This window comes from Acutalibacter muris, from assembly GCF_002201475.1.
Classification (GTDB): domain Bacteria; phylum Bacillota; class Clostridia; order Oscillospirales; family Acutalibacteraceae; genus Acutalibacter; species Acutalibacter muris.
In genome coordinates, this window is the sequence record NZ_CP021422.1 from 360626 (window position 1) to 377692 (window position 17067).

Below are 17067 nucleotides of genomic sequence, written 5' to 3' on the forward strand. Positions count from 1 at the left end.
GAAGTTGCCAGCCGAACAAGACGTTCACCTGACGGTGAAAAAACATTTACCTGCGGTGAAGTTTCCATTAAGCGAGGACGGTCCCCGCCGTTACCGGGGAGCTATTGATGGATAGCGTAAATGGGTGGTACAGCGAAGGTTCCCTTCGTCCCGTTTCGGGGCGGGGGTTTATTTTTTTGAAAGGAAGATTGATAATGAGCAAGTACAGGGAGGTCTCCGCGAACATGAACTTCGTGGAGAGGGAGAAGGAGACGGAAAGGTTCTGGTCGGAGAACCGTATCTTTGAAAAGAGCGTAGAGCAGCGGGAGGGCGCGCCCCTTTACACCTTCTACGACGGCCCGCCCACGGCCAACGGCAAGCCCCATATCGGGCATTTGGAGACCCGGGCCTTTAAGGATATGTTCCCCCGGTATCATACCATGAAGGGGGAGCAGGTGCTCCGCAAGGCCGGCTGGGACACCCACGGGCTGCCGGTGGAGCTGGAGGTGGAAAAGCTCCTGCACATCAACGGCAAGGACCAGATAGAGGAGTACGGCATAGCCCCTTTTATTGACAAGTGCAAGGAGAGCGTGTGGAAGTATAAGGGTATGTGGGAGGATTTCTCCAAGGCCGTGGGCTTCTGGGCGGATATGGAGCACCCCTATGTCACCTATGACAACAGCTTTATAGAAAGCGAATGGTGGGCCCTAAAGCAGATATTTGACAGGGGGCTTCTGTATAAGGGCTTTAAGATAGTACCGTACTGCCCCCGCTGCGGCACGCCCCTTTCCTCCCACGAGGTGGCCCAGGGCTATAAGGACGTGAAGGAGCGCTCGGCTATAGCCAAGTTCAGGTGCAGAGGTGAGGAGGCGTTTATCCTGGCCTGGACCACCACGCCCTGGACACTGCCCTCCAACGTAGCGCTGTGTGTCAATGCCAATGAAGATTATGTGAAGGTCTCTTATACGAAAGATGACAAGACGGAGGTGTATTACCTGGCCGAGGCGCTGTGCGACACGGTGCTGGGAGAGGACGGATATACGGTGCTGGAGCGGTACAAGGGCGCGGAGCTTGAGAACAAGGAGTACGAGCCACTCTTTGACTTTGTGAGCCCCAAGGAAAAATGCTGGTACATTGTCTGCGACGACTATGTGACCCTTACCGACGGCACCGGCATAGTGCACATTGCCCCGGCCTTCGGCGAGGACGACGCCAAGGTGGGCCGCAGGTACGGCCTGCCCCTGGTGCAGCTGGTGGACCAGAAGGGCCAGATGACCGCCGAGACCAAGTGGCCCGGTATGTTTTGCAAGGACGCGGACAAGGAGATCTTAGTGGACCTTGAAACAAGGGGCCTGCTGTTCTCCGCGCCCAGGTTCGAGCACAGCTATCCCTTCTGCTGGCGCTGTGACACGCCCCTTATCTACTACGCCCGGGAGAGCTGGTACATCGAGATGACCAAGGTGAAGGACCGGCTAATAGCGAACAATAACACCGTAAACTGGCTGCCTGAGAGCATAGGCAAGGGCCGCTTCGGAGACTGGCTGGAGAACCTTCAGGATTGGGCCGTCAGCCGCAACAGGTACTGGGGCACGCCGCTGAATATCTGGGAGTGCGAGTGCGGGCACAGGCACGCCGTGGGCAGCATAGCGGAGCTTCGGGAACTGTCCCCCAACTGCCCGGAGAACATCGAGCTGCACAGGCCCTATGTGGACGAGGTCACCATAACCTGCCCTCACTGCGGCAAACAGATGCACAGGGTGCCCGAGGTGATAGACTGCTGGTTTGACTCCGGGGCAATGCCCTTTGCCCAGCAGCACTACCCCTTTGAGAATAAGGAGCTCTTTGAGCGGCAGTTCCCCGCCGACTTCATAAGCGAGGCCGTGGACCAGACCAGAGGATGGTTCTACTCCCTTTTGGCCATCTCCACCCTGCTTTTTGACAAGGCCCCCTATAAGAACGTGCTGGTCCAGGGCCTTGTGCAGGACGAGGAGGGCAAGAAGATGAGTAAGTCCAAGGGCAACGCCGTGGAGCCCATGGAGGCCCTCTCCGACTTTGGCGCGGACAGCCTTAGGTGGTTTTTCTATACCTGCTCGGCTCCGTGGCTGCCCAAGAATTTCAGCAAAAAGACGGTTGTAGAAGGCCAGAAAAAGTTTTTCTCCACCCTCTGGAACACCTATTCCTTCTTTGTGCTGTACGCCAATATCGACGAGTTCGATCCCACCAAGTACAGCCTTGAGGACTGCCCGCTGACAGTGATGGACCGCTGGCTGCTCTCCCGGCTCAACAGCACGGTGAAGGCCGTGGACGGACATTTAGCCGCCTATAGGGTGCCGGAGACCGCCAGGACCTTGCAGGACTTTGTGGAGGAGCTCTCAAACTGGTACGTGCGCCGCAGCCGTGAACGCTTCTGGGTTCAGGGGGAGGCCGGGGACAAGACCGCCGCCTATATGACTCTATACACGGCGCTGGTGACCGTGGCGAAGCTCTTGGCCCCCATGGCACCGTTTATGAGTGAGGATATCTATAGGAATCTGGTGTGCTCAGTGGACGAGAGCGCTCCGGAGAGCGTGCACCTTTGCGCTTTCCCTGTGTGCGACGAGAGCCGCGTAGATGGAAAGCTTGAGAGCGATATGGACGAGGTGCTGCGTGTGGTGACCCTGGGCCGGGCGGCCAGAAATCAGGCCAATATCAAGAACCGCCAGCCTCTTTCAAAGCTCTTCACCGATGCGGACGCGGGGCTCGGGGGGCTGTATCAGGAGATAATCCGCCAGGAGCTGAACGTGAAGGAGATAGAGTTCCTCTCTGATATGTCGGAGCTCACCTCCTACAGCTTCAAGCCCCAGCTACGCATACTGGGCCAGAAGTACGGAAAGCGCATAGGCTCCCTCCGGCAGGCCCTGTCTGAGCTGGACGGAAACGCCGCCAAGAGACAGCTGGACTCTGAGGGCGTGCTGTCCCTTACCCTGCCCGATGGAGAGATAAGCCTTACCCCGGAGGAACTGCTCATAGAGACCAGCCAGAAGGAGGGCTATACCTCCGAATCGGACCGGGGCCTTACGGTGGTGCTGGACACCGCCCTTACAGAGGAGCTCATTGAGGAGGGCTTTGTCAGGGAGATAGTCTCAAAGCTCCAGTCCATGCGCAAGGACGCGGGCTTCTATGTCACCGACCATATCAGGGTGAGCCATAAGGGCAGCGCCAAGGTCGAGAATATATTGAAGGAGCACCAGAAGGAGATTCTGGGCGATGTGCTGGGCGACGTGCTACTGTGCGGGGAGCTCTGCGGGTACACGGCAGAGTGGGACATCAACGGCGAGAAGACCACGCTGGGTGTAGAGAAGGTACAATGAAAGCACCAAAATGTGTGCTCTTTGACATTGACAATACACTCCTGATGAAACGTCCCTCTATCCCGGAGAAGGTTTACGAGACTGCTAAGCAGTTCTTGCCGGAACTGGCATTTGAGGACGTAGAACGGTCCTATGCCAAGAGCGAGCTCTGGCAGGGAGAGCAGATACAAAAGGAGAACGAGACCGGCGTTCGTATGCCCGACGAGGAGTATCTGCAAAATATTTTCGGGATCTACAGGGAGGCTTTAGGCCTGCCGGAGGAGGCCTTGGAGGGGCTTCGGGACGTGTTCATGCACAAATACTTTATGGAGTATGAGCTTGTCCCCGGGGCGGTGGAGACACTTGAACGACTGAAGTCCCGGGGTCTGAAGCTGGGTATCGTGAGTAATAACACCCCCAAGGTACGGGCAAAGCTTGCGGAGCTAGGTCTGGATAAGTTCTTCGGGAGCGTAGTCATCTCCGAGGAGGTGGGCCTGTATAAGCCCGACCCGGCTATCCTTGAGCTGGCCTGTGAACAGCTGGGAGCTGCCCCTGGGGACAGCGTGTATGTGGGCGACCATCCCTTTGACATACTCTGCGCCCACGCGGCGGATATGCCGGTCATCTGGAGGCCGGTGAACCCGTATATGGCTGTGCCAGACCATATAGGCCCGCCGGAGCATAAAATTGGCACATTAACGGAGATAGTTGAACTGTTAGATAATTAACAAAAAGCGGGACTGCTCGGCGCAGTCCCGCTTTTGTCATATTACCTTAAAACCTCGTCTCCCCCGCCAGCTTTTCCACCGGCAGGCCGGCGGTATAACGTCTTAGGAAAGCCCTAAAGCCCTCTTTGTCCTCCGGCTGGGGGTCGGCTGTTGAGCCATTAGCCCCGGCAAAAACTTTTTGTCCCAGGTACTCCGACAGGGTCAGGCCACCGCTCTTTGCGCTGTACATGGCGAGGATCGCCATGCCCCAGGGGCCTCCCTCACCGGCGGTCTCCATGACGGTGACAGGCACGCCCAAGGCCCCGGCCATGAGCCGCTGGCCCACCATGGGGGTCTTGAACAGCCCGCCGTGGCCGGTAAGGCGGTCGAGGGCCGCGTGTTCCTTATCAAGGAGCAGGTCCATCCCCAGCTTCAGTGGGGCCATGGCGGCGTAGAGCTGGGCACGCATAAAGTCGCCCAGGGACAGGGGGATTTCCGGCTGGCGCATTACAAGGGGCCGCCCCTCGGGAAGCCCTATCACAGGCTCGCCGGAGTAGCAGTTATAGGCGGTGACCCCGCCGCAGTCCGGGGACCCGGAGAGGGCCGCGTTATAGAGCATATCGTAAAGCTGGGGCTTTGGGAGCTTTGTTCCGGCCCTGTCCAGAAGCTGGCCAAAAAGTGATACCCACGCGTCCAGGTCCGAGGTGCAGGTATTGCAGTGCACCATGGCCACTGGGTCCCCGGCAGGAGTGGTGACCATGTCAAGCTCCGGGTAGACCCTTCCGAGGGGCTTCTCCAGCACCACCATGGCGAAGATGGAGGTGCCCGCCGACACGTTCCCGGTGCGCGGGGCCACGCTGTTTGTGGCCACCATGCCGGTGCCTGCGTCCCCCTCGGGAGGACAGACAGGGAGGCCGGCCCGCAAAAGTCCGCTGGGGTCCAGGAGCCTTGCGCCGTCCTCGGTGAGGGTACCCGCATTGGCCCCGGCGGGCAGGACCTTTGGCAGCACGTCCCGCAGCCGCCAGGGAATATTATTCTCCGCAAGTATCTCATCAAAGCTGTCGAGCATATTTACGTCAAAGTCACAGGCCACGCTGTCAATGGGGAACATACCCGCGGCCTCGCCCACGCCCATGCTGTGCTGCCCGGTGAGCCGCCAGTGTATGTATCCGGCCAGAGTAGTCAAGTGGGCGAGCTCTTGTATATGGCCCTCGCGGAGCCTTATGGCCCGGTACAAGTGGGCGATGCTCCAGCGCTGGGGGATGTTGAACCTGAAGCGCTCTGTCAGCAGGGCGGCCTCCTCTTCGGTGACGGTATTGCGCCAGGTGCGGAACTCCGCAAGCTGCCTGCCCTCTCTGTCAAGGGGCAGATAGCCGTGCATCATGGCCGAGACGCCAAGAGCGCCCAGGGTGCGCAGCTCTGTGCCGTATTTCGCCCTTGCGTCCTCCGCAAGGGCCTTGTAGGCACTCTGTATGCCTGCGACAGCGTCCTCTAAGCGGTAGGTCCATATGCCATTTTCCAATCGGTTCTCCCAGTCGTAGGACCCGGAGGCGATAGGGGAGTGCTCCGGACCGATAAGCACGGCCTTTATCCGGGTGGAGCCCAGCTCTATGCCAAGGGCGGTCTTCCCGGCGGTTATAGCTTCAGCGATTTGAGTTGTTGTCATATTATGTCCTCCTGAAAATTTCCTTGCGCCGACCTGACAAGTATTATATAATAATCATATACCCTTGGGGGCCGCTTCGCAAGGCCCAGGAAAAATTTTTTGAAGTTTTTTAAAAATATTTTTGAAAACCTGCAACCAAAGCGCTGTTTTATGTATTCTTATAGGTAGAATATGAAGAAAGGAGCGAAGCTATGCGCGGAGATTACGAGATACTCACGCGTCTGAGGGACCGGGACCAGGCGGCCCTGGAGACGGCCATACGCCGCTATTCCGGGTACGTGGCGGCGGTGGTGAAGAAGACCCTTGGAGACGACTGCGCAAGGCAGGACATCGAGGAACTGACCGCGGACGCGTTCGTGGCCCTTTGGGCCAACGCGGGTAAGCTCAGGGATGACAGCGACCTGAAATATTGGCTGGCCATAGTTGTGCGCAACGCAAGCCTTAGAAGAAGGCAGAAGAGTGTCAGCACCGTGCCGCTGGAGGAAAACCTGGTCTTTGACAGGACCCCCGCCACCCAAGCCGAGAAGCGGGAGCGCATACGGCAGGTGCGGGAGGCGGTCGACGGACTGGAGCCCGTCGATCGGGAGATATTCCTAAGACATTATTTTTGGCACCAGCCGGTGCAGCAGATTGCCAGGGAGATGGATAAAAACTCCTCGGCCATTAAGAGCCGGCTGGCTCGGGGCCGAGAGAAGCTGAGAAAAATATTGTTAAAGGAGGACTGTCCTATATGAGCGAGATAGACAAGCTGATAAACCAGGCTTTTCCCGATGAGCTTCGGGATATTGAGCCCATAGACGTGGACGAGGACGCCATACTCAGCAGGGCCCTTGAGAATCTGGGGCTGAAGCCCTCCCCAAGGCTGGAGCTGCCGGAGCTTACCGTAAAGCACCCGCGCCGCAGGAACACAGCGGGGCAGAGTAAAAAGGAGGAACCGGAGTTCGTAGAGGTGCCGGTGGTGGTGCACCATCGCTGGAGGGACTGGGCGGGCTGGGCCTTTGCGGCTTGCCTTGTGCTGGTGGTGGCGGTTAATTGGGGGCCATGGCTCATTAAAAGCCTGGACTTCGGCCTGGGGCCCAGGAGCGCCGGGGACGCTGCGGCCCCGGAGAGCGGCGGGAGCCCGGCGGTAAGCGGCGGCGCTGCCTTTGTCCTGGAGGACGACAGCCAGAAGGTTTCCGTGGCCGTCGCTTCGGTAAGCTATGGGGCGGAGGACACCGTGACCATAGAAATGACTATCACCCCGGTGATGGAGCCGGAGGAACTGGACCTGGACCAGTTTGACATCAGGGTCTCCGGGGACAACGCGGACTCGGTGGTGCGGCTCAGCCGGAGCAACGAGGGGAACAAGGTTTCTCTGAAATACCAGCTTAACGGCTATAGGACCATTGTGCTTGAGATAAAGCAGGCGAAACCCCTTATCGACAGCAGCGGCAATGAGGTGGGGTTCGGGTATCAGGCTATCGACGAGATAGAGGTCAGCTTTATTGCGGGCCAGGCCAGGAGCCTTAATGGAAATGGGGTATCTCATTTTGACAGGTACGGCGCGGCTGAAGGCGAATGAGATAAAAAGGCCGTCCTTTTGTGGGGCGGCCTTTTTATTCACGTTTTATTAACCTGTTTTTCTTGCTTTTGCCACAGTTCTGGGTTAAAATATAAAAGAACATATTATGAGAGGTGCTTTTATGGCGAAAATTCTGATCGTTGACGACGATACCAATATATGTGAGCTTCTGCGACTCTATATCGAGAAGGAGGGCTTTGAGGCGGCCATCTCCAACGACGGGGAGAGCGCGCTTAAAAAGTTCGACAGCTTCTCCCCGGACCTTATGCTTCTGGACATAATGCTCCCCGGCCTTGACGGCTGGCAGGTCTGCCGGGAGATACGCAAAAAATCCTCCTGCCCCATAATCATGCTGACCGCCAAGGGCGAGGTGTTCGACAAGGTCCTGGGGCTGGAGCTGGGGGCCGACGACTATGTGGTGAAGCCCTTTGAGACCAAGGAGGTCATCGCCAGAATAAACGCCGTGCTGCGCCGGAGCGGCAAGGGCGGCGACAGACTGGACAACAAGGAGGTCTCATATGAGAACCTGGTGATAAATCTTACAAACTATGAGCTGAAGGTGAAGGGCGTGCAGATAGATACCCCGCCCAAGGAGATGGAGCTTATCTATCACCTGGCCTCCAACCCCAACAGGGTCTTTACCAGGGACCAGCTTCTTGACGAGGTATGGGGCTTTGACTATTACGGCGACAGCCGCACGGTGGACGTGCACATAAAACGCCTTAGGGAGAAGCTGGAGGGGGTTTCGGAAAAGTGGAGCCTGAAGACCGTCTGGGGCGTTGGCTATAAGTTTGAGGTGAAGGACTAGCCTATGCAGAGGAGCATATTCAAACGCTATCTCTCCATCACCATGGCTATAATCTTCCTGAGCTTTACCATGCTGGGGACGGTGACCCTGGTCTTCTTCGGCCGGTACTGGCGGCAGGAGAAAAAGGAGCTGCTGACCCAGAACGCCACCTCCATCGCCCAGGCGGCCAGCCGGTTTCTGCATGAGAAGTCCGAGGGCAAGTACGAGCTGCAGGGGGAGGCGCTCATGCTGTTTATGGAGAGCTTTTCCACCAGCATAGACGCGGACATCTTCATCACGGATCTTGACGGCAACGTGCTGCTGGGCAGTTACGCCTGCAGCAGGGTGGAGGGTATAGACAAGGCCCCGCCGCCCTTGGTGGAGAAGGCCTCCCAGGGGCTCTATGAGGGCCGGGGACGCTTTGACGGGCTCTATAGGGAGAACTACTATATCATCGCCGTGCCCATGGCTGCCACGGAGGGCGGGCCCCAGGTGGGGGTGGTCTTCGCCACCACCAGTCCGGCGTCCATGAACGTCATACAGCTGGAGGCCTTCAAGATATTTCTTGTGGCGGCGGGGCTGGCACTGCTTATAACCTTCTGCGTGGTGGGAATATTTGCCTATAGGCTGGTGCGTCCACTCCGGCTGATGTCTGCGGCGGCAAGGAGCTTTGGCGCGGGGGACTTCTCCGTGCGGGTGCCTGTCACCAGCGAGGACGAGATGGGGCAGCTGGCTATGTCCTTCAACAATATGGCAAACTCCCTTACAAACTCCGAGGGTATGCGCCGCAGCTTCATTGCCAACGTGTCTCACGAGCTGAAAACCCCCATGACCACTATAGCCGGCTTTATAGACGGCATTTTGGACGGCACCATACCCCAGGACGAGCAGGACAAATATCTGCATATAGTCTCCGACGAGGTCAAGCGGCTCTCTAGGCTTGTGAAGTCCATGCTGGACCTTTCAAGGATAGACAGCGGCGATATGAAGATACACCCAAGCCATTTTGACATTACCCACACTGTGGTGAACACCCTTTTGACCTTTGAGCAGAGCATCGACGAAAAGGGGATAGAGATAGCGGGCCTGGAGGACGCCGCGCCAATGCAGGTGTACGGCGACCCGGACCTTTTGCACCAGGTGGTGTATAATCTGGTGGAGAACGCGGTAAAATTTACCAATCAGGGCGGAACTATCCGTGTGCAGATAATAGACAGCGTGGACCGCACCGTGGTGGCCATAGAGAACACCGGGCCGGGGATAGCGGCGGAGGACCTGCCCATGGTCTTCGACCGCTTCTATAAGGGGGATAAATCCCGCAGCCGGGACAAGAACGGCATGGGCCTGGGGCTGTATCTGGTGAGGACCATATTGCAGCTTCACGGCGGCAATATTCAGGTGAGCTCGGTACAGGGGCAATACTGCCGCTTTGAGTTCTACGTGCCAAAGCCCCAGGAGGCCCCGCGGCTGAAGGAGGCCGGGCAGAAGCCCAAAGAGAACGCGCCGAAGCTAAGGGAGCCCAGGGTCAAAAAGCAGAAAAAGCCGGATATAAAGCCGGAGACCGAAAGGAGTAAAGATGATGAGTGAATGGAAAGAGGGCGTCCCGGAGGAGCCTGAGAGGGAAAATGTGCAGATAGAGACGGAGCCGGGGGAGAACGGAGAGGATATGCAGATACCCGTCGAAGCCTCATTGCCTCCTGACGGAGCTATAGAGCCCATGCCGCCAGAGACACTGGAGCCGGTCATGCCGCCCGAGCCATACCGGCAGCCCCAGCCGGAGTATTCGTACTATCAGCAGCCCCAGGTACAACCTGGATATGCTGAATATCAGTCTGCTGTTCAGCAGCCGGTTTTTCAACAGCCAATGTACCCGCCCCAGCCCCAGCCGTACCAGGGATATCAGCCCCAGCAGCCGGTACAGCAGCCTGTGCAGCAGTACCAGTACCCGCAGCAGGTATACCAGCCGCAGCCACCCTATCCGCCGTACCAGGGCACATATACAGCCCAGGCCCCGGCGAAAAGGAGGATGTCCACAGGGGCCAAGGTGTTTCTCATTATAGCGGGCATTTTTGCCCTTGCGGGTATATCTGCGGCGGTGATATATTTTGCCCTGGCTGTGGGCAATTCCAGCGTAGCGCCGGAAAGGGAACCCTTCTTCGGCTATGAGGTGCCCGACGATGACGATGGCTCAGAGCCCTGGGAGGACGAAGACCCCGACTTCGGCGTTGCCCCTCCTGAAGAGGAGGAGAGCCACCCGGAGGTGGACGTGACCCCCAATACCGACGGCATCGCCATAAGCCCCAGGCCCTCGGGCTCCACCATGGACGCAGAGGGGGTATATAACCGGGTCGTCACCTCTACGGTCACCGTTTCCGCAAAGCTTACCCAGGAGGGGGCCAGCACCGGCGAGAGCACCGGCACCGGAATTATCGCCACCAGCGACGGGTATATAATTACCAACTCCCATGTGGTGCTGAACTCCCGCTCCGCCAAGGTGACTGTGACTACCTTTGACGGCCTGGAGTATGAAGCTGTGGTGGTGGGCGTGGACAGGACTACGGATTTGGCGGTATTAAAGACCAACGACCACAACTTTGTCCCCGCAGAATTCGGAGACGCGGAGGAGCTGTCCGTGGGGGAGTGGGTGCTGGCCATAGGCAACCCCGGCGGCGCGCGCTTCTCAAGCTCCCTGACCCGGGGGATAATCTCCGGCCTTGACCGTGAGGTGGGCAAGTACAGCGAGGAGGGCATGACCTATATCCAGACCGACGCGGCCATAAACCCCGGCAACTCCGGCGGGCCACTGGTGAATATGTATGGTCAGGTGGTGGGTATAAACTCCTCCAAAATAGTCACCGAGGGCTATGAGGGCATGGGCTTTGCCATACCTGTCAGTAAGGCCCAGCCAATAATCAACGAGCTGCTCTCCGGCGGATATATCAAGGGCCGCACCCGCTTAGGCATCATGTGCCGTGAGGTGGGCTCCGCCATGTCGGAGATGTACAACGTCCCCCGGGGGCTCCAGATAACCGAGTTTAACGAGGACTGTAGTCTGATAGGTACCGACGCGGAGCCCGGGGACATTATAATTGCTATTGAGGGCGAGACCGTGGAGAGCCTTAGGGACGTGTCGAACCTGCTCCTGCGCTACTCCCCCGGGGACCAGGTGACCTTGACCCTGTACCGGCCCGCCCAGACCTTCGGCCAGAAGGGCAGAGAGCTGGAGGTGGAGATAACTCTCCTTGAGGATAAGGGCGAGACCCAGGATTAAAAGTTGAGCAAAGCAAAGACCCCCGGTCGCCCGGGGGTCTTTTTATGCAGATAATTACAGGGCTAGCTTATGTCCGTAGTATGTGTCGATAATGCGAATGCCCACGCTCTCCGCCGCTGGGTGGGTCTCGTCCTCGTGGAAGAAGGTCATGTCCTTCATGCCGTCTTTCTTAGACTGGTTCAGGGCCCGGACCATAAGGGTACGGAAGTCCTCGGCGTTGAAGCGGTCGTTCTCGAAGTCCACGCCGAATATCTCCATGGAGCCGTCCACAAAGCGCAGCACCCCCACAAGGCTGACCTCCTCCCGCTCAAAGTCCAGGCTTTCCAGGGCCTCCACGGCCCCGGTGTTTGTCCTTGACACGCCGAAGTGCAGCTCGTAGCCCGGGAACCGCATGTGCAGATACTCCACAAACTCCCGCACCGCCCGGCCGTAGTCCCGCTTTATGCAGAAGATGTCCGGCTGGACGTACTTGTCATCGTCCCACACGTAGAACTGGATAAGCCCCAGGGGCTCGCCGTCCTGCTCATAGAGGAGCATGGTATAGTTGTCCCGCTGGAAAGGAGCGCGCGGCGTGGGCGTTGAAGTCCGCCCGGGTCTTGAGCCCATCTGCATACGTTGGATAGCAGGAGCGGCTCATGTCCAGGGCCAGCTCATATGCAGAGTCCAGATACTGCATATACTCATCTTGGGCTAATTGTCTTAGCATATATGGTTCTCCTTGATCTTTTCGACTATCCCCTCGGTCTTCATCCCCCTGGAGCCCTTTACGAGCACAGCGTCCCCGGGCCTTAGAAGTTCCCTCAAAAGCTCCCAGGCCTGGGCGTTGTCCTTCGCGCATATGGCCCCGGGGCCGTACCCCTCGGCAATTATCTCACCAAGCTCGCCCACGGCGATAAGGGTATCTATGCCCAGCTCCTTCGCATACGCGCCGGTCTCAAGATGGCCTTGTTGGGTATAGTCCCCCAGTTCCCGCATACCCGCCAGCACCGCGAACCTTTGCCCGGATATTTCCTGTCCGGCCAGCAGGCCGAGGGCGCTGCGCATGGAGTCGGGGCTGGCGTTGTAGCTGTCGTCGATAAGCAGCACGCCCCCCTCCTGAGAGATGACCTGGCGCATTTTCGGCGGGATATATCCCGCCAGCGCCCGAGCCGCGTCGGGGAGCGGTACCCCCAGCCAGTCGGCAGCAGCCAGCGCGGCCAGCGCATCGCAGGCCATATGGCTGCCCGGCGCCGGTAGGCGCACGGACTGTGTGCGGCCGTCGGGGGTGCGGCAGAGGAAGCTCTGGCCCCCGCTGTCCGTTTCTAGGTCCGTGCCCCGCCACATACACCCTTCAGAAAGGCCGAAGGTCACAATTCTATAGCGGCCCCCGCTGTCTAAAGAAGACAGCAGGTCGTTGTCCCCCGAGACGAACAGGGGAGCGTCAGACTTGAGATAGTCCGCAAGCTTCACCTTCTCTGCCATGATATTCTCTCGGGTTTTCATGAACTCGATATGGGAGGTGCCGATGGTGGTGATTATCCCGCAGGTGGGTTTTACCACCCGGGCGATGCGCTCCATCTCCCCGGGCATACTTACGCCCATCTCCACCACGGCGGCGGTATGCTCCGGCTCTAGGCCGCAGACGGTTATGGGCACGCCCACCTGGCTGTTGGCGTTGCCGGGGGTCTTCCATACCTTATGCCCCGCGCCTATGGCCAGGGCGGCCATCTCCTTGGCGGTGGTCTTGCCCACGCTCCCGGTTATGCCCAGGATAGGGAGGCTGAACCTCTCCCGGTACTTCTCCGCTGCCCTCTGTAAGGCGGCCCGGCAGTCCTCCACCAGCACCAGGGGGCCCTCCGCCTCCATGGGGTGGTCCGTAAAGCTGGCGGCGGCGCCGTTTCTAAAGGCGGAGCCTATGAAGTCGTGGCCGTCGTTATTCTCGCCCCTTATGGGCACGAACATCAGCCCGGGTCCCGCGCACCGGCTGTCGGTAAAAAAGTTCGTCACCACCGCGCCCGGGTCGCCGCGTAATATTCTGCCGCCGGCAAGGCCGGCAATTTCGAAAAGCGTAAGCTTCATTGGAGCCACCCCTTGTTGTAAAGTTTATTCGTTATGCCAGCGAGCCCATAGGGTCCCAGGGCTCCAGCTCGATGGGAGCCTGGTCCAGCTCGGCCCGCTGCTCGTCGGTCAGGTACTTCTTATGTACCACTACCTGATAGGTGTACTCGGTAAACCAGTCGTCGCTCATGACAAAGTACCCCTTCTCCCCGGGCTCGTCACCCCAGCTGTTCTCTACCTTCCAGCGGTCAGGAGCGCCGTTCTCGTCCAGGTTCACCCCCTGGAACACCATGGCGTGGGTCATCAGGCTGTCGCCGTAGTCCAGGCGCTGGGCCTTATCCATGCCGAACTCCACCCCGAAAAGCTGGTCCGGGCGCAGGGCCTCCAGGTCCATGATGCCGGTCTTCCTGGTGGAGCTCTTGCCCACGTCGCAGCCGAACCAAACCGGCGCGCCGTCCTGCATCTGGCGTATGGCGGCCTTCTTCAGGTCCTCAACGGGCAGGTTTAGGTACTTCACGGGCCTGCCCTCCTTCACGTTGCCCAACAGCTTCACGGTAAAGGTTTTATGGAAGGGCTTGTCAGCGGTGGTGGCGTTTATCAGGCTGACGTAGTCCGAGAGCTCCCAGCCTACATATTTTTCATAGAAGCTCCGCCCGGTCATATCTGTCTCCCGGATAAACGTCTTGTCCTTGTCCCTGGCTTCAAAGGTGAAGGTTTTGGGCGGGTTGCCAAAGGCGATGCAGAGCATATTGTAGATGGTGCAGAGCATAGCTTCCTTCATTTCCCGCAGCTGCTCCACGGTCTTGCCCCCGGCATGGCCGGTGCGTAAAACGCGGGCGAACTCCCGAAGCTTGCGGGTCATGTAGGAGGTGACCTCCCAGGTGCCCGAGGAGCAGGCTGTCTCGGGCATGGCGTCCTTGGGCACAACGCCGTACTTATCCACCAAATTGCACAGCATATCCCACTGACCGCCATCGTTCAGGGGCGCGCCCAACAGGTGGGCTATCACCCGGCCGTTGGTGGGTTCATCAAGGGTATCTAAGATACTCTCAAGGAAGTAGTTGGACTTCTCCAGCTTGTCGTAAAAGAGCAGGTAATTCTGGGAGAGCTCGAAATCCTCCAGGTTCAGCTTTCTCATGACCTCCACCCGCATGGTGTTCAGCGCCGCGAACATCCAGCAGCGCCCCGAGGATTTCTGGTTGGTGATATGCCCGGTCTTCAGCTCCACCGAGAATTGGAAGCGGTCCCGCCGGGCGGCAAAGGGATCTGTGGCGCTCTGGTTCACGCCGTTTGCTGTTACCGCCAGCTGGGCCACCCGCTTTGCCGGGTCCCGGTGAAAATCCTTCTCGAACTCCTCAAGCTGTGTCAAACTGATGCCTTTGTTCATTGCAGATTCCTCCGTAAAATTATATATTCCCTTATTACACTTTAAGATAAGGCTGTTTGATATGCTGCTTTTACCCGCGCTTTATGGGTATCCGCATCTCGTGCCGGCTCCACTGTTCCGGCAAACTTGTTACACCATGCCGTCCAGACGGAACAGATAGGTAATAACTCCCCTTTCGTCCGTTTTCTCTCTCCTTGAATTTATTTCAGGCTATCAAGTATCTCCCTGATGACCACCCGCTCGTCAAAGGGGTACCTGACGCCCTTTATCTCCTGATAGTCCTCGCTGCCCTTGCCCGCCAGCACGATGATATCGCCGTCCTGGGCGTGCTCTATGCACCAGCGGATGGCCTCCCGCCGGTCGGGTATCTCGATATATTTCCCGTCGGTCTTGTTCATGCCTATCTTTATATCCTCGATAATGTCCAGCACGTCCTCAAACCGGGAGTTGTCGGCGGTTATAACCGACAGGTCGGCAAGCCTTCCGCTGGCCTCGCCCATCTCGTACCGGCGCACCTTGGGCCTGTTGCCACCGGCCCCGAACAGGCAGATAAGACGCTTCGGCTCATACTCCCGAAGGGTGCTCAGGAGGCTCTCCATGCTCACGGCGTTGTGGGCGTAGTCCAGCAGCAGGGTGTAGTTCCCCGGTACGGCCACCGGCTCCACCCGACCCTTTACCTTCACGCCCCGCAGTCCCTCCAGCAGGGCCTCCTTGGGTACGCCCAGCTTATGGCAGCAGGAGACGGCGGCCAGGGCATTATAGGCGTTGAACCGCCCGGGTATGCCCACCTTCGGCGAAAGCTCCAGGTCCCCGCTTATGTCAAACTCCACGCCCAAAAGCCCGGGCTGATTTAAGTGCCGGCAGTTATCTCCGTTCATATCCCCGCGGCCCTCCATGCTGAACCGATAAACCTCACAGGTGCTGCTTTCAAGGAGTTTTTCCGTTGCGGGATCGTCGGCGTTCACAACGCCGGTTTTACACATGGAGAAGAGCAGGGCCTTGCACTGCAGATACTCCTCCATGTCCTTGTGCTCTACCCCGCCGATATGGTCCTCAGAAAAGTTGGTGAATACCCCCACCTCAAAGGGCAGGCCGTACACCCGGTGCTCCCTAAGGGCGATGGAGCTCACCTCCATGACGGCGTACTCGCACCCCGCGTCCGCCATTCTTCTGAGCTGACGGAAAACCTCATGGCTTATGGGCGTGGTATTGTCAAGAGGCTCGATATTGCCGTCAATATCCGCGCCGATGGTGCCCATCACCCCGGTCTTATGCCCGGCGGCCTCCAGAAGGGCTCGGGCCATATAGGCGGTGGTGGTCTTGCCCTTGGTGCCGGTTATGCCTATGACCCTGATAGCTCCCTTCGCGGGCTCCCCGAAGAAAGCCGAGCTCATTAAGGCCAGGGCCTTTTTGGTGTCGGGCACAAGTATCACCTGGGCGGTTTTAACCTCCACCGGCTCCTGGGCGATGATGACAGCCGCGCCGGACTCCGCGGCCTTCCCGGCGAATTTATGTCCGTCTGAGGCAGAGCCCTTCAGGCACACAAAGGCGCAGCCGGGCACGGCTTTGCGGGAGTCATAGGCTATATCGGTGATATCGGTATCGGTGAACCCCTCTTTTATGCCGAGAGGGCGGAGAAGCGTTGAAAGCAGCATATGAAAGTATCCTTTCTGTTAAGTTTTATACTAGCCAGAGCGCCGAGGAGATAAGGTACAAAGCGCCCCAGTACAGCAGCATTATGGGCTTCTGCCATTTTGGGTCCAGGCCCGAGAGCTCAGATTTAGCCACCATCATGTCAGAGACAAAAAAGCACAGAGTCCCCACAGCCAGCGGCCAATAATCCGGCCCGGCGGTAAAGGGCAGCGCCGCTCCCAGGGCCAGTGACCCGCCAAGCAAGGCAGGGTACAAACAGAAGGGGACGAGAAGCTTATGAAGCCTTGGCAGCTCTTTTCTGAAGAGCCAGGCCGTCGCTGCGTAGGCGGCAAGCCAGACTATCAGGCTTGCCCAGCCCGCCGGGGCCAGCCCCCAGAGCCAGAGAATAAGGCATATATGTGCCCCGCCGAACAGCAGCATCCCCGGCACAAAGCTTATCTCCAAGAGGGCGTCCGCGGCGGTGCACAGCACAAAGAACCAGAAAACAGGCTCCCGTATAGGTGACGCTCCGCTTAGGTACAGCCCCAGCCCAGACGAGACGACGGAGAGGAAGCTTCCCAAGCACTTTGCTATAAGGCTCTCCCTCATGAGTCCGGCTCTCCTCAGGATAAAGTACAGCACGAACGCTGCGCCCCAGACCGGCAGGGCACATAGGGAATACATCAGAAAGTTCAAACGGGCCGCCCCCTT

At 58.5% G+C, this 17067-nt stretch carries 14 protein-coding genes; 7 read left to right on the plus strand and 7 right to left on the minus strand.

All coding sequences use genetic code 11. From position 1 onward, the window contains the following. Positions 1 to 194 precede the first annotated feature (194 nt). On the plus strand, positions 195 to 3329 hold the full coding sequence (gene ileS, locus ADH66_RS01800) for an isoleucine--tRNA ligase (RefSeq protein ID WP_066536450.1): 3135 nt from the start codon (positions 195 to 197) through the stop codon (positions 3327 to 3329). Continuing rightward, complete coding sequence (locus tag ADH66_RS01805; protein ID WP_066536447.1) at positions 3326 to 4036, plus strand: HAD family hydrolase; 711 nt, start codon at positions 3326 to 3328, stop codon at positions 4034 to 4036. The genes ileS and ADH66_RS01805 overlap by 4 nt, the downstream gene beginning before the upstream one ends. A 46-nt stretch (positions 4037 to 4082) precedes the next feature. On the opposite strand, the gene ADH66_RS01810 is transcribed toward ADH66_RS01805, so the two are convergent. Beyond that, a complete protein-coding gene (locus tag ADH66_RS01810; protein ID WP_066536442.1) occupies positions 4083 to 5681 on the minus strand; it encodes a xylulokinase in 1599 nt (532 codons plus the stop codon). A gap of 191 nt (positions 5682 to 5872) precedes the next feature. On the opposite strand from ADH66_RS01810, the gene ADH66_RS01815 reads away from it, so the two are divergent. From ADH66_RS01815 to ADH66_RS01835, 5 genes are all read left to right on the plus strand, one after another. Continuing rightward, positions 5873 to 6415 carry an RNA polymerase sigma factor gene (locus ADH66_RS01815; RefSeq protein ID WP_084384286.1) on the plus strand — a complete coding sequence of 181 codons (543 nt, stop codon included), beginning with the start codon at positions 5873 to 5875 and terminating at the stop codon, positions 6413 to 6415. Then, positions 6412 to 7242: a hypothetical protein gene (locus ADH66_RS01820; RefSeq protein WP_066536437.1), complete on the plus strand. Its 831-nt coding sequence runs from the start codon at positions 6412 to 6414 to the stop codon at positions 7240 to 7242. Before ADH66_RS01815 ends, ADH66_RS01820 begins: the two co-directional genes overlap by 4 nt. 121 nt (positions 7243 to 7363) lie before the next feature. Then, positions 7364 to 8050, plus strand: a complete 687-nt coding sequence (locus ADH66_RS01825) for a response regulator transcription factor (protein WP_066536434.1) — start codon at positions 7364 to 7366, stop codon at positions 8048 to 8050. 3 nt (positions 8051 to 8053) lie between these two features. Continuing rightward, positions 8054 to 9616 (plus strand): sensor histidine kinase, encoded by a 1563-nt coding sequence (locus ADH66_RS01830; protein ID WP_066536425.1) that lies wholly within the window; start codon positions 8054 to 8056, stop codon positions 9614 to 9616. Continuing rightward, positions 9609 to 11300 carry a S1C family serine protease gene (locus tag ADH66_RS01835; protein ID WP_066536422.1) on the plus strand — a complete coding sequence of 564 codons (1692 nt, stop codon included), beginning with the start codon at positions 9609 to 9611 and terminating at the stop codon, positions 11298 to 11300. The genes ADH66_RS01830 and ADH66_RS01835 overlap by 8 nt, the downstream gene beginning before the upstream one ends. Positions 11301 to 11354: 54 nt before the next feature. Here ADH66_RS01835 and ADH66_RS01840 read toward each other — a convergent pair whose 3' ends face one another. From ADH66_RS01840 to ADH66_RS01865, 6 genes are all read right to left on the minus strand, one after another. Next, positions 11355 to 11837, minus strand: coding sequence for a hypothetical protein (locus ADH66_RS01840; protein WP_066536419.1), 483 nt, complete (start codon positions 11835 to 11837; stop codon positions 11355 to 11357). Then, positions 11824 to 12006 carry a hypothetical protein gene (locus ADH66_RS01845; protein WP_066536416.1) on the minus strand — a complete coding sequence of 61 codons (183 nt, stop codon included), beginning with the start codon at positions 12004 to 12006 and terminating at the stop codon, positions 11824 to 11826. The genes ADH66_RS01840 and ADH66_RS01845 overlap by 14 nt, the downstream gene beginning before the upstream one ends. Further along, positions 12000 to 13358 carry a UDP-N-acetylmuramoyl-tripeptide--D-alanyl-D-alanine ligase gene (locus ADH66_RS01850; protein ID WP_066536410.1) on the minus strand — a complete coding sequence of 453 codons (1359 nt, stop codon included), beginning with the start codon at positions 13356 to 13358 and terminating at the stop codon, positions 12000 to 12002. Before ADH66_RS01850 ends, ADH66_RS01845 begins: the two co-directional genes overlap by 7 nt. A gap of 31 nt (positions 13359 to 13389) precedes the next feature. Then, positions 13390 to 14724 carry a C1 family peptidase gene (locus tag ADH66_RS01855; protein WP_066536404.1) on the minus strand — a complete coding sequence of 445 codons (1335 nt, stop codon included), beginning with the start codon at positions 14722 to 14724 and terminating at the stop codon, positions 13390 to 13392. A gap of 200 nt (positions 14725 to 14924) precedes the next feature. Continuing rightward, positions 14925 to 16379: a UDP-N-acetylmuramoyl-L-alanyl-D-glutamate--2,6-diaminopimelate ligase gene (locus ADH66_RS01860; RefSeq protein WP_066536402.1), complete on the minus strand. Its 1455-nt coding sequence runs from the start codon at positions 16377 to 16379 to the stop codon at positions 14925 to 14927. A gap of 25 nt (positions 16380 to 16404) precedes the next feature. Then, a complete protein-coding gene (locus ADH66_RS01865; protein WP_066536400.1) occupies positions 16405 to 17052 on the minus strand; it encodes a lysoplasmalogenase family protein in 648 nt (215 codons plus the stop codon). Positions 17053 to 17067 lie beyond the last annotated feature (15 nt).

Coding starts and splice junctions, on each gene's coding strand:
- ADH66_RS01840 (WP_066536419.1), bottom strand. CDS start 11,837: ATGCTCCTCTATGAGCAGGACGGCGAGCCCCTGGGGCTTATCCAGTTC.
- ADH66_RS01845 (WP_066536416.1), bottom strand. CDS start 12,006: ATGCTAAGACAATTAGCCCAAGATGAGTATATGCAGTATCTGGACTCT.
- ADH66_RS01820 (WP_066536437.1), top strand. CDS start 6,412: ATGAGCGAGATAGACAAGCTGATAAACCAGGCTTTTCCCGATGAGCTT.
- ADH66_RS01825 (WP_066536434.1), top strand. CDS start 7,364: ATGGCGAAAATTCTGATCGTTGACGACGATACCAATATATGTGAGCTT.
- ADH66_RS01835 (WP_066536422.1), top strand. CDS start 9,609: ATGAGTGAATGGAAAGAGGGCGTCCCGGAGGAGCCTGAGAGGGAAAAT.
- ADH66_RS01855 (WP_066536404.1), bottom strand. CDS start 14,724: ATGAACAAAGGCATCAGTTTGACACAGCTTGAGGAGTTCGAGAAGGAT.
- ileS (WP_066536450.1), top strand. CDS start 195: ATGAGCAAGTACAGGGAGGTCTCCGCGAACATGAACTTCGTGGAGAGG.
- ADH66_RS01850 (WP_066536410.1), bottom strand. CDS start 13,358: ATGAAGCTTACGCTTTTCGAAATTGCCGGCCTTGCCGGCGGCAGAATA.
- ADH66_RS01805 (WP_066536447.1), top strand. CDS start 3,326: ATGAAAGCACCAAAATGTGTGCTCTTTGACATTGACAATACACTCCTG.
- ADH66_RS01815 (WP_084384286.1), top strand. CDS start 5,873: ATGCGCGGAGATTACGAGATACTCACGCGTCTGAGGGACCGGGACCAG.
- ADH66_RS01830 (WP_066536425.1), top strand. CDS start 8,054: ATGCAGAGGAGCATATTCAAACGCTATCTCTCCATCACCATGGCTATA.
- ADH66_RS01810 (WP_066536442.1), bottom strand. CDS start 5,681: ATGACAACAACTCAAATCGCTGAAGCTATAACCGCCGGGAAGACCGCC.
- ADH66_RS01860 (WP_066536402.1), bottom strand. CDS start 16,379: ATGCTGCTTTCAACGCTTCTCCGCCCTCTCGGCATAAAAGAGGGGTTC.